Origin of the sequence: Horticoccus luteus (genome assembly GCF_019464535.1) — a bacterium.
Classification (GTDB): domain Bacteria; phylum Verrucomicrobiota; class Verrucomicrobiia; order Opitutales; family Opitutaceae; genus Horticoccus; species Horticoccus luteus.
The window spans coordinates 1244995-1256627 of the sequence record NZ_CP080507.1 but is presented as its reverse complement, the minus strand read 5'-3'; the positions used below and the strand labels follow the sequence as shown (position 1 = coordinate 1256627).

Annotated in this window: 12 protein-coding genes; 8 read left to right on the top strand and 4 right to left on the bottom strand. The window is 62.5% G+C overall.

Annotation, left to right across the window (positions count from 1 at the left end; all coding sequences use genetic code 11):
* Nucleotides 1-37: 37 nt before the first annotated feature.
* Complete coding sequence (locus tag K0B96_RS05075) at nucleotides 38-901, top strand: polysaccharide deacetylase family protein (RefSeq protein WP_220164525.1); 864 nt, start codon at nucleotides 38-40, stop codon at nucleotides 899-901.
* On the opposite strand, the gene K0B96_RS05070 is transcribed toward K0B96_RS05075, so the two are convergent.
* A complete protein-coding gene (locus K0B96_RS05070; RefSeq protein ID WP_220164524.1) occupies nucleotides 821-1660 on the bottom strand; it encodes a helix-turn-helix transcriptional regulator in 840 nt (279 codons plus the stop codon). The genes K0B96_RS05075 and K0B96_RS05070 overlap by 81 nt on opposite strands.
* A gap of 70 nt (nucleotides 1661-1730) precedes the next feature.
* Here K0B96_RS05070 and K0B96_RS05065 point away from each other — a divergent pair, with 70 nt between their 5' ends.
* Nucleotides 1731-2561 (top strand): phytanoyl-CoA dioxygenase family protein, encoded by an 831-nt coding sequence (locus tag K0B96_RS05065; protein ID WP_220164522.1) that lies wholly within the window; start codon nucleotides 1731-1733, stop codon nucleotides 2559-2561.
* Nucleotides 2562-2676: 115 nt separating this feature from the next.
* On the opposite strand, the gene K0B96_RS05060 is transcribed toward K0B96_RS05065, so the two are convergent.
* Both K0B96_RS05060 and K0B96_RS05055 read right to left on the bottom strand, forming a co-directional pair.
* Nucleotides 2677-3597, bottom strand: coding sequence for a hypothetical protein (locus K0B96_RS05060; RefSeq protein WP_220164520.1), 921 nt, complete (start codon nucleotides 3595-3597; stop codon nucleotides 2677-2679).
* A gap of 26 nt (nucleotides 3598-3623) precedes the next feature.
* Nucleotides 3624-4508 (bottom strand): SCO family protein, encoded by an 885-nt coding sequence (locus K0B96_RS05055; RefSeq protein WP_220164518.1) that lies wholly within the window; start codon nucleotides 4506-4508, stop codon nucleotides 3624-3626.
* A gap of 90 nt (nucleotides 4509-4598) precedes the next feature.
* On the opposite strand from K0B96_RS05055, the gene K0B96_RS05050 reads away from it, so the two are divergent.
* The 3 genes from K0B96_RS05050 to K0B96_RS05040 are packed head-to-tail and all read left to right on the top strand — an operon-like array spanning nucleotide 4599 to nucleotide 6912.
* Nucleotides 4599-5579 (top strand): COX15/CtaA family protein, encoded by a 981-nt coding sequence (locus tag K0B96_RS05050; protein ID WP_220164516.1) that lies wholly within the window; start codon nucleotides 4599-4601, stop codon nucleotides 5577-5579.
* Entirely contained in the window at nucleotides 5576-6451 is an 876-nt protein-coding gene (cyoE, locus tag K0B96_RS05045) for a heme o synthase (RefSeq protein WP_220164514.1), read from the top strand. The genes K0B96_RS05050 and cyoE overlap by 4 nt, the downstream gene beginning before the upstream one ends.
* On the top strand, nucleotides 6448-6912 hold the full coding sequence (locus K0B96_RS05040) for a DUF420 domain-containing protein (protein ID WP_220164512.1): 465 nt from the start codon (nucleotides 6448-6450) through the stop codon (nucleotides 6910-6912). The genes cyoE and K0B96_RS05040 overlap by 4 nt, the downstream gene beginning before the upstream one ends.
* An 82-nt stretch (nucleotides 6913-6994) precedes the next feature.
* On the opposite strand, the gene K0B96_RS05035 is transcribed toward K0B96_RS05040, so the two are convergent.
* Nucleotides 6995-7486 (bottom strand): plastocyanin/azurin family copper-binding protein, encoded by a 492-nt coding sequence (locus K0B96_RS05035; RefSeq protein WP_220164510.1) that lies wholly within the window; start codon nucleotides 7484-7486, stop codon nucleotides 6995-6997.
* A gap of 236 nt (nucleotides 7487-7722) precedes the next feature.
* Between K0B96_RS05035 and coxB the strand changes: the two genes are divergently transcribed.
* The 3 genes from coxB to K0B96_RS05020 are packed head-to-tail and all read left to right on the top strand — an operon-like array spanning nucleotide 7723 to nucleotide 11631.
* Nucleotides 7723-9000, top strand: a complete 1278-nt coding sequence (coxB, locus tag K0B96_RS05030) for a cytochrome c oxidase subunit II (RefSeq protein ID WP_220164508.1) — start codon at nucleotides 7723-7725, stop codon at nucleotides 8998-9000.
* Nucleotides 9001-9058: 58 nt separating this feature from the next.
* On the top strand, nucleotides 9059-11014 hold the full coding sequence (ctaD, locus tag K0B96_RS05025) for a cytochrome c oxidase subunit I (RefSeq protein ID WP_220164506.1): 1956 nt from the start codon (nucleotides 9059-9061) through the stop codon (nucleotides 11012-11014).
* Complete coding sequence (locus K0B96_RS05020; protein ID WP_220164504.1) at nucleotides 11011-11631, top strand: cytochrome c oxidase subunit 3; 621 nt, start codon at nucleotides 11011-11013, stop codon at nucleotides 11629-11631. The genes ctaD and K0B96_RS05020 overlap by 4 nt, the downstream gene beginning before the upstream one ends.
* Nucleotides 11632-11633: the final 2 nt, after the last annotated feature.

Below are 11633 nucleotides of genomic sequence, written 5' to 3'. Positions count from 1 at the left end.
TAGCGCGGGACTTCAGCCCGCGCTTCGATCACCTGAGATGCGCGCGTTCCTGTATTTCGTCGTGACGTTCGCCGCGAAGGCGGCGGCGTGGGCGGTCTTCAGCCACTCCACGGTCGGCGCGGTGCTGGTCTTTGTCACGCCCGAGCTGTGGCTGCTCTACCACCTGCTCGTGCCGAATGCCCAAGGCGTCGCGCGCACCTGCACTTCGTTCGCCACGGCCCAACGCGAGGTATGGCTCACGATTGACGACGGCCCGGATCCCGCGACCACGCCTCGCGTGCTCGATCTGCTCGACGCCCATCGCGCCCGTGCGACGTTTTTCCTCATCGGCGAACGCGTGCAACGTCATCCCCACCTCGTGCGCGCCATCGTGAGCCGCGGCCACACGGTCGCCAATCACACCCACACGCATCCTCTGGCGTGGTTCTGGCTGGTCGGCCCGCGCCGCGTCGCCACTGAAATCGACGCCTGCGCCGCCGCCTTGCGCGCCGCCGGCGCGGAGCCCGCACCTTTCTTCCGCCCCGCCGCCGGCATCAAAAGCGTCTTCCTCGCCCGCGCCCTCGCCGCCCGCGGCCTCACGCTCATCGGCTGGACGGCGCGCGGCCGCGAATCCACCAGCCGCCGCGTCGAAGCGCCATTTCGCCGCCTCCGCCACGGCGTCCGCCCCGGTGCCATCCTTCTCACCCACGAAGCCGGCCAACCCGATTCTGTGCGGTTACCCGTGCTCGCCGCCTTGCTCGACCATCTTAAACGCGAAGGCTACGCCTGCATCCTTCCACCGCCCGCCAGTCTCGCCCGCGCGGCGCAGCCCGCGCCGCGCTCACACAATGCCGTGCGCCCGCAATCGATACCGTCGCGGGCTGATCCCGTGCCGCCGCCGGAAGAGCGCGTAAAAGTGTGAGAGGTTGTTGAGCCCGCAATCCAACGCGATCTCCACGATCGGCTGGCGCGTCGTCGCCAGTTGGCGGGCGCTGAATTCCATGCGCGCGTCATTGACGAGCTCCGTTGGCGTCACGCCGAACCAGCGCACCGTCGCCCGCGCCACGTGCGACGGACTGCGCCCCGCCAGCCGCGCCAGGGCCGGTGTGCCGCCCGAAAAATTTTCCGGCGCCGCCAGAGCCTGCCGCGCCTCCGTCAACCACGCCGGCGCCATCTCGCGCTCCTCCGTCGCCGCCCCGGCCCCGAGCAAATCCGGCAGATCCATCAGGAAACCATCGATCAACCGCGGCGTGCGCCCGCCGCTTCCGAGCCGCTCGCTCCACCGGTGCAGCGCACGCCCACGAACCTCGTCGATTCGCCAAGCGTGCCGCTCGGAGCTCTCGAACGGGTCGGGATGGTCGGCGAAATACTTCCGTCGCACCTCCGACCATCGACGACTCGGAAATGCCACATTCACGATCCGCAGCCGTTCGCGCGCGGTTCCCTGCACGCAGTGCCGATCCTTCGGCCGCATCAGCAGCATCTGCCCGGCCACGATCGCTTCCGTGCGCCCGTTGCAACGATGCCGACCCGCGCCCGCCGTCACCCAAAAGATCTCGTGGAAATCGTGGTCGTGATACCGCGCCCCACTGCGGGCGGTCAGTTGCGCGTCGGCAAAATGATAGGCGTCGTCGCCCCGCAGATAGTCCGCCAATCGAAAGTGCGCGCATCGCTCGCCCATGAGCAATAAAACACCAGAAAACGCTCGTTTATGGCAAGATTTTGCGCCCTAAAGGCGATATAACGTAATCATGGTTGCCACCACTTTCTCCTCTCCCCCGGCGCGTCTGACCTCCGAGCAGGTCGCGGAATTCAATCGCGAAGGCTGGCTCATGCCGCGCGAACCGGTCTTCGCCCAACCCAAGTTCGATCGCCTCAAAGGCTTTTTCGACCACCTTCTCGACGAGCTCGACACCGGCACCCGGCCCGAAGCGATGGACGTCCCGCATTTCCAGCACCCCGAACTCTTCGAATGGCTCTTCTCGGATGAAGTGATGGGGCTGGTGCAACCCATCCTCGGTCCCGACATCGCGCTGTTCGCGAGCCACTTCATCTGCAAGCCCCGCGGCAATGGCAAACGCGTGCCGTGGCACGAGGATTCCGCGTATTGGCGCGGGATGCTCGACCGGATGGAAGTCGTCACCGTCTGGCTCGCGATCGACCCGTCGACCAAAGAAAACGGCTGCATGTATGTCGTGCCGCGCACGCACAACACCGGCAAGTCGGGCTTTTCCGACTACGATGATATTTCGAAGGAAGCTGCGGTGTTTCCCACCGAGATCACCCGCACGCAACGCAACGACGCCGCCGCCGTGGCCGTCGAGCTCGCGCCCAATCACTGCAGTCTTCACGACGGCCGCCTGATCCACGGCAGCCCGCCCAACACCAGTTCGCTGCGGCGTTGCGGCTACACGATGCGCTACATCAGCACCCGCTCGCGCCTCAACGTGGAAGATTTCCCGTGGCATCAGATTTACCTCGCCCGTGGCCAGGATCGCGCCGGCAACGCCTACGCTGATCCCACGAAGGCCTACCACGAGAAGGCCCGCTTCCGCGCCGCCCACGGCAAGAACGGCCACTGAGCCCACGGAGGTGGAACGCGTTGTCGCCAACGCGTTATCTGCACCCGCACGCAATCTCGTCCGCCCGCCGCGCCTCACGCGCAACTCCCTGCGCGGCGGATGCCGCGCCCGCTGCCTACGGCTGCACGTCGAACCAGAACGGCGCGAACCGCTGCTGTCCGCCCGCGATGATCTGCGCCCAGATCACGTAGCGACCTGACTCCGGAATCTTGATTCGGAACGTCAGCGTCGGGTGCATCGCATCCGGCGGCTTCGAGAGATCCGTCTCCTTCGGATGCAGATGCGCAAACCCGCTGCGCGTGTCGTTAAACGCCACCAAGTGCGCAAACGCGTCCATGATCGGCTCCAAGTCGACTGGACGGCCGTCCTCGCGCGTGATCGTGAGTTTCAAATCCACCACTTCCCGCGCGACGATTGGCAACTTCGCCGGCGTCAACCGAAACGCATAGCCATCGACCGAGGCCTGCCACAAACCCGGGGGCGGCGGGCTGGCCACCGGCGCGTGGCCGCCCACCGCCACGTCGACATTGGCATACAGGCCGCGCGACGTCGCCGCGGGCGTGAAGTCGGCGAAAATCCGATACAAACCCGCGTAGCGTGGCGTAAATTGAAAATTCCACTCCCCCTTTGGGCCGCTTTCCGGATGCACGTGCTGATAATCCGTCAGACTCGGATCGATCACCATCAGGTGCAGCTTGCGCGTATGGGCGACGAGCAGATCGACTGGCTCGATAATTTTACCCTCGGCCGTTCGCAGCACAACCGACGCGTCGACCGTTTTCCCCGCCATCGGTTTCTCCGCCGTGGTCAACGTCAGCGTCACCGGTGAACGCACCGCCACTACCGGAATGAATTGCGGGTTTGCCGGATCGCAGAATTCGATGGAGTTGCCCCCGGGCACCTGGAAATCAGCATGGCTCAGGTTCGTGCCCGTCGGCAGCAGGCGAAAACCCACAAACACCGCGACGGCGCCCAAGCTGAGCAGGCCGATTTGCCGCCAGGCGGCGCCATCGAGCGAGCGAGTGAGGATGGCCATGGGACGACTTTTCGCGGCGCAGTGCGTCACCGCTGCATTTTCGCCACGAAGTCCTGCGGCTCCCACACGGTGCCATCCGCGCGGTGAATGATTTTCCCTTCCGGGCTGATCAACAACGTGGCCAGCGTGTGTTTCAACAGCGGCCCATCGAACTCCTCCAGCACGCCAAACTGGGCGAGCAGATCCTTGATCGCATTTTCCGGACCCGTGAGAAAACTGAAGTTGCTCGTGTCGATGCCGCGCTCCGCCGCGTAACCCTTCAGCACCCCGGGCGTGTCGTAGGCCGGATCGAGTGTGATGGAAACGAACTCCACGTCTTTGATCCCCGCTTTCCTCGCGAGCGATTGCGTCGCCATCATTTTCTGCGTCGCCGCGGGGCACATGTTGGCCACGGGGCAACGCGTGAAAATGAAATTCATCATGACCATCTTCCCGCGAAAACGCCCCGCCTGCACCACGCGGCCATTCTGGTCGTAAAGCGTGAAGTCGGGCATGTTTTCCCCCACTTCGCGATATGCGCCGCGGCCGCGGATCATCGTGTCCTGACGCAACGCTTTCGCGCCGGCCTCGACGGCCGAGACCGACGTTTCATCATCCGGCCAGATCTGCTCCAGCCGGAAATTTCCCGTCTTGCTCGGGATCACTTGCGCACGGATGCGCTGGCCGGCTTTCGCATTCGCCGCATCGCCCGCCGACACGCTGAACTCCATGGTCATCCCCGGCATCAGCCCCGGAATGTCCTCGTGCGTGACGACGAGCACATGTCGCGCTTGATCCACCGAAACGATTTCACCCTTCAACGGGTAGGTCTTTTCCTCCGCCGCACTGCTCGCCGCAGCGGATTGGGCCCGACGGCATCCCGTCACTGCGATCGCGAACGATAAGACCAAGCCAATCACCACATGCTTCATTTGGAATAACGCATTCTCCCGGGCCAAAGATTTGTCAAAGGGTTTGCTCTCCCGTCCGCGCGAGCTCCTCATCGGCTGTTACGTCCGCCCATGCCCGATTCCGCTCCTGAACCTTCACTTCGTTATCGTCCGGGTCTCGCCTGGTTCGCCGCCCTCGGCAGCACGTGGGTGTTCGTGCTCGTGACGCTCGGCGCGTTCACCACCAGCATCGGCGCCGGCATGGCGTTCGCCGACTGGCCGCTCTCCAACGGCTCCGTCAATCCGCACGGCTGGCTGCACAACCTGCACATGTTTGCCGAGCATTCGCACCGCCTCGCCGGCATGATGATGGGCTTGATCACCATCGCGCTGGTGGTGTGGATCGCGCGCACGGAAACCCGCGGCTGGTTGAAATCCCTGTCCTGGTGGGCCCTCGCGATCGTCATTTTTCAAGGCATCCTCGGCGGCACCCGCGTGCTGTTCGATGCGGTGCATGTTCCCGGTTTCACCATGTCGTTTGGTCAGATGCTGCGCATCCCCCACGGCATCGTCGGTCAAGTCTACGTGTGCATCCTCTTCGCCATCGCCACGTCGCTGTCACGCAGCTGGATCGAGGGCACCGGCGCCAAGGTCAGCCGGCCGGTGCGCCGCGCCGGCGTAATCTGCTGCGTGCTCCTCTTCGTTCAATTAACGGTCGCCGCCATCATGCGGCATAACAACGCCGGGCTCGCCATCCCCTTCTTCCCCTACTCCAACGCCCACCACGGCTGGCTGCCCGACGTGTGGAGCTTCCCCGTGGCGATTCACTTCACCCACCGTGCTCTCGCGGTCGTGCTCAGCCTCGCGATCATCTGGTTCTCCATTCGCATCCGGCTCGACCGCTCGACTTCGCTCGTGATGCGTTTCGGTTCCTCGCTGATCGTCGCCCTCGTCGCGGTGCAAATCATGCTGGGGGCGAACATCATCATCTCCCTGCGCGAGCCGCACATCACGACCGGACATGTGGTCGTGGGCGCGTTGCTCCTCGCCTCCACCTTCTGGCTCACCTGGCTCGCGCACCGCGACCAGATTGAAGAACGCGACCCGTCATGAGCGCCGCCGCGAAATTTTCGGATTATCTCGAGCTGACGAAACCGCGGCTCAGCATGCTCTCCGTCGTGACCGCACTCGTCGGTTATGCGGCGGCGCGTCCGCCCCTGATCTGGAGCGAACTGCTGGCGGTGATCGTCGGGACCTCCCTCGCCGCGGGCGGCGTCGCCGTGATCAACCAATGGATGGAAATCGATACCGATGCGCGCATGCGCCGCACCGCGTCGCGCCCGCTGCCCACCGGCAAAATCCAGCCCGGCTCGGCCTTCGTGCTCGGATGGCTGATGTGCATCGTCTCGCTCGGCGTGCTGTTCGTGAAGACCAACGGCCTCGCCACACTCTTCACGTTGTTCACGATCATTTCTTATCTCGGCTGGTATACGCCCGCGAAGCGCACGTCGCGCTGGAGCACAGAAATCGGCGCCTTGGCCGGAGCATTTCCTCCCCTCATCGGCTGGACGGCTGCGGAAAATCACATCACCGCCCTCGGCTGGACGCTCTTTGGCCTCCTGTTTTTCTGGCAAATCCCGCACTTCCTCGCGATCGGCTGGATGTATCGGTATGACTACGGCGCGGTGAAGTTTCCCATGCTCCCGGTGCGCGACGAAACGGGAAGCAAGGTCGCGTGGTGGTCCTTCATCAATGCGGTGGCGTTACTCGTCGTCACCTTGATTCCCGTCTTCCTCCATTTGACCACTGCCCTCTACGGCGGCGCGGCGCTGGGCTGCGGCCTCTGGTTTGTCTGGCGGGCCTGGGGCTTCACCCGCCCCGGGAGTCGCGAACTCGCCGCCCGGCGACTGTTTTTCACCTCCATCGCCTACCTCCCGCTCGTCTGCGGCGCCTTGGTGATCGACCGATTGTTTTTCGTCACATGACCGTTCGCGACATCCCTACGCTCAACGCCACCTTCAACGCCATCGCCACGGTGTTGATCGTCACGGGATTCGTTTTCATCAAGCGCGCGCAAAGGGAAACCGATCCGGCTCGCCGCGCGGCTCACGTTCGCACCCATCGCGCGCTGATGCTTTCGGCGGTCGTGGTGTCGGCCCTGTTCCTTGTAGGCTACCTCACTTACCATGGCCTGCGCCGCGGCGCCCACACGCCCTTCGGAGGCACCGGCGCGATTAGGACGGTCTATCTCATCATCCTTTGGACGCACATCCCCTTGGCCGCCGCCATCGCGTTTCTGGTGCCGCGCACCTTTCTCCTCGCGATCAAAGGCGACTTCGTCCGGCACCGCGCCTGGGCGAAGTGGACTTTCCCTCTCTGGCTCTACGTGAGCGTGACGGGTGTGCTCGTCTATCTGTTTCTTTATCGCTGGTGGCCCGCTGCTTGATGGATCAGCGCAGCAAAAAGCCGGGTCCGCGGACCCGGCTTGATTTAAAGTAGCGGAACGTCCGTCCCGCTGGACTCGACGGTTACTTGACCGTGAGTTTGCCGTGCATCCCAACTTGGAAGTGCGCGGGGAAAGAGCACATAAAGGTGTAGTCGCCCTTCTCCATCGGCGCCTTGAACGTCACGGAGTCAGACTGCTTCGGCCCGAGCATCTTCGTGTGGGCAATGACGTCGCCCATCTTGGATTGCGGCAGATAATCTTCCGTTTTCGCCTGCGAGGCGGCGGCGTCAAAGGCTGCGGCATCCACGCCGCCTTTCAACAGCACCCAGTCGTGACCCATCACGTCTTTCGGCTGCGTGCCGATATTCGTCAGCACGACTTTGATTTCCTCGCCCGGTGAAGCCTCGATCGAGGTGATGTTGAACTTCATGTTGTCGCCGGCGGTGATTTCGATCGTGCGCGGCCCCGACTGAGTTTCGGCCTGCGCAGTGGTCGTCTGCGCGGGCTCGTTCTTCGAACATCCGAACGCGAGAAAAGCGGCGCCCAGAAGGGAAAGGAGGAATCGTGTTTTCATATCGCTCATAGCTTTCCACAAGCCCGCGCACTTCGCAAATCCTCAGCGCCACCTTTCTTTTCTGCCGCCGACACTCTCATCTCGTCACGATTTTTCCGCTCCGACGCACCGCTGCCGTGCGTGGTCAATGCCGTCCGCCACGCTTCGCACAAATCGGGCTTGAAATGGAGGAGCGTTCGCGAACTCTGTTACCCTTTCCTTTTCGGCCAATCTCACTTATTCGTCCGCCAGCACTCATGCGTTTGTCTAATATTCCCGCGATTTTTTCTCGTTGGAGCCGGGCCGCCGCGGCGCTCGGGACCCTCAGCCTCCTCTCCGGGTGCTCGTTCTGGATGGACGGACACCAGTCGACCATCGAAGTCGCCGGACCCGTGGCCCTGGAGCAACGGCGGGTGTTTTTCATCACCTGCTGGGTCACCCTCGTCATTTTCCTCATCGTCGGGGCGATCCTCGCCTATGCGACGTTGAAGTTCCGCGCCCGCACCGACGCCGACGAACACGCCGAGCCGCCGGAGCAAAGCCACGGCAACCCGATGGTCGAACTCGGCCTCGTCGGCGCTTCCGTGCTCGCCCTCGCCATCATCGCGTTTCCCACCCTCCACGCGATTTGGTATACCTACGACGTCCCCGAGGCTCAGCGCGAGAACGCCTACGAAGTGACAGCCACTGGCTACCAATGGTGGTTCCATTTCGAATATCCGCACGAGCAGATCGAGAACGTCGGCCCGCTCATCACGGCCAACGAGCTCGTCGTCCCGGCCGGTCGCCCCATTCACGTCAATCTTCGCACGACCGACGTCATCCACAGCTTCTGGATTCCCAAACTCGCCGGCAAAGTGGACATGATTCCCAATCGCGGCAACTCCCTCTGGTTCGAGGCGGAAAAGCCCGGTTACTTCTGGGGGCAATGCGCCGAATACTGCGGTGAATCCCACGCCGTTATGCGCTTCCGCGTGATCGCGCTCGAACAACAAGAATTCAACGAATGGGTCGCGCAGCAGAAACAACCCGCTCGCACCGTCGCGGCCACGGCGGCGAACAACAGCGGCGCCCACGCCGAATTTGCGTCCCTGAAAACCTTCAAGCAAAACGCCCCCGGCTACAGCGAGAAATTCGATGTTTCGCCGCTCGATGCGTGGCGCGCCAAACAGCATCCGGAAGCCGACGAAAACCCCGCGCTGATCGCCGAAGGCCGCAAACTATTCCAACAGCACAATTGCGTGACCTGCCACACGGTCCGCGGGCAGGAAGGCGTCGGCACCACGGCCCCCAACCTCACCCATGTCGGCGCCCGCACCACCATCGCCGGCGGACTTCTTGAGAACGATGCCGATCAACTCGGGCGTTGGATCTCCCACCCTGATCGCGTCAAACCGGGCAACCATATGTATTATGGCATCGGTGCGATGAAGGGTTACGTCACGGTCGAGCCCACGGGTGAAACCGTCACCAACATCAAGCTGACCGACGGCGAAGTTCACGCCCTCGTCGCCTACCTCCAAAGCCTCAAATAACGCCCGACGCGACCGCCCTCCGGCCCGCGTTATCGCCCCTCTTCCCTAGGAAAAAATTATGGACGCAACGGTTAAGTCCCACTTCATCGGCCAGGATGCCGGCCACGCCGGCACCAAAGGCCTTGTGCTTTGGCGGCCCACCGCGAAGACCGGCCTCATGAGCTGGCTCACGACGGTCGACCACAAGCGCATCGCACTCCTTTACGGCCTGTTCGCGATCTTCTTCCTCTTCGTCGGCGGCACGGAGGCGCTCCTGATCCGCCTGCAGCTCGCCGTGCCGAACAACACCGTGCTCACCGCGCATCAATACAACACGATGTTCACGATGCACGGCACGACCATGATCTTCCTCGCGATCATGCCGCTCAATTCGGCGTTCTTCAATTTCATCATGCCGCTCCAGATCGGCGCGCGCGACGTCGCCTTCCCGCGACTCAACGCCTTCTCCCTCTGGACCTTCGTTGCCGGCGCCATCATCCTTAACCTCGGTTGGTTCATGAAAGACGGGGCGCCCGACGCCGGTTGGTTCGGCTATGCCCCCCTCACGTCGAAAATGTATAACCCCGACCACTCGATCGATATGTGGGTCATGGGGCTGCAGATTCTCGGCATCTCCTCCGTTGCCGGTTCGCTCAACTTCATCGTCACCATCATCAACCTCCGCGCTCCTGGCATGACGATGATGCGTTTGCCCGTGTTCACGTGGATGACACTGATCACGTCCTTCCTCATCGTGCTCGCGTTCCCCGCCATCACGATCGCGCTCGTCGAACTGATGATGGATCGCCTCTTCGCCACGAACTTCTTCGAGGCCTCCAACGGCGGTATGCCCATCCTCTGGCAGCACTTGTTCTGGGTCTTCGGCCATCCCGAGGTCTACATTCTCATTCTGCCCGCGTTCGGCATGATTTCGGAGATTATGCCCACGTTCTCCCGCAAGCCGCTCTTCGGTTACCCGGTGGTCGTGTTTTCCGGCGCGGCGATCGGCTTCCTCGGTTTCACGGTGTGGAGCCATCACATGTTCACCACGGGCATGGGCACGGTCGCCACGGCCGCTTTCGCCCTTGCCACCATGGCCATCGCCGTCCCGACCGGCGTCAAAATCTTCAACTGGATTGGCACCATGTGGGGCGGTCACATTCGTATGCGCCTCCCGATGCTTTTTGCGCTCGGTTTCATCTGGATGTTCATGATCGGTGGCTTCTCCGGCGTCATGCACGCCGCCGCCCCGGCCGACGCTCAGCAGCAGGACAGCTATTTCGTCATCGCCCACTTCCACTACGTGCTGATCGGCGGCTCGCTCTTCGCCATGCTCGGCGGTCTTTGCTACTGGTTCCCGCTCGTGTTCGGCCGCCAGATGAGCGAGCGCTGGGGCCGGATCGCTTTCTGGATCATCTTTGCGGGCTTCAACGTGACGTTCTTCCCGATGCACTTCCTCGGGCTCAACGGCATGCCGCGCCGCACGTTCACCTACGACGGCAATCTTGGCTGGAATACGCCCAACCTCATTTCCTCCTGCGGCGCGTTCTTCCTCGGCCTCGGCATCGCCATTTTCTTCATCACCTTCGTTTACGGCATGCTCAAAGGCGCCAAGGCCCCGCGCGACGCGTGGGACGCCCGCACCTTGGAATGGTCACTCCCCAATCCCGTGCCGGAATACAATTATGCGGTGATTCCCACGGTTCACGCCCGCGATGCCCTCTGGTATCAAAAGCACCACGCCGATGAAATTCGCCAGGAGGAGGAAGCGCACGCCAAAGAAGAAGACGCCCACGGCGGCATCCACATGCCGTTCCAATCCTTCTATCCCTTCGTCGCCACGGTCGGCATCTTCATCGCGTCGTGGGGTATCGCCGTCACCGACCACAGCTCTAATCCGGCGTTTTGGACGCCGAAAGTCACCGTCACGATCGTCGGAGGCGCCATCATGCTTCTCGGCTTCTATCTCTGGTCGCTCGAAGGCGCCGACGGTTATCACATCCACGTGAAAGAGGAAAAAAAGTCCCACTCATGAGCAGCCCCGCCGCCACCGTCGCGATCGACCATCATCACGACCACACCACGTCGACCGGCATTCCGAATAAGAAACTCCTTCTCTGGGCGTTTCTGGCTTCGGACTGCATGTTCTTCGGGACGCTGATCTCGACGCACCTTATTTATCGGCTCCACCCCGTTCCCGGTGGCCCCGATCCGCGCCACATCTTCTCGATCGAGCTGACGTCGTTCTCGACGTTCATTTTGCTCATGTCGTCGCTGATGATGGCCCTCGCAGTGAATGCGATTCAAAAAGGCAACGTTCGCAGCATGCGGGCTTCCCTTCTCACCACCGCCTTCTTCGGCGCGATCTTCGTCGGATGCCAGGTGTATGAATTCCATCACTTCGTCATGGAAAAGCATCTCACGATCAGCAACAGCCTCTTCGGCTCCACGTTCTACACGCTGACCGGCACCCATGGTATTCACGTTTCCATCGGCATTCTCTGGTTGATGTCCATGTATTTCTTCTCGTTCAAGAAGGGCTTCAGCGAGCGCAACGCCGTGGACGTCGACTCCATGGGGCTTTATTGGCACTTCGTTGATATCGTCTGGATCGTCATCTTCACCGCCGTCTACCTCCTCGAATTTATTTGAGC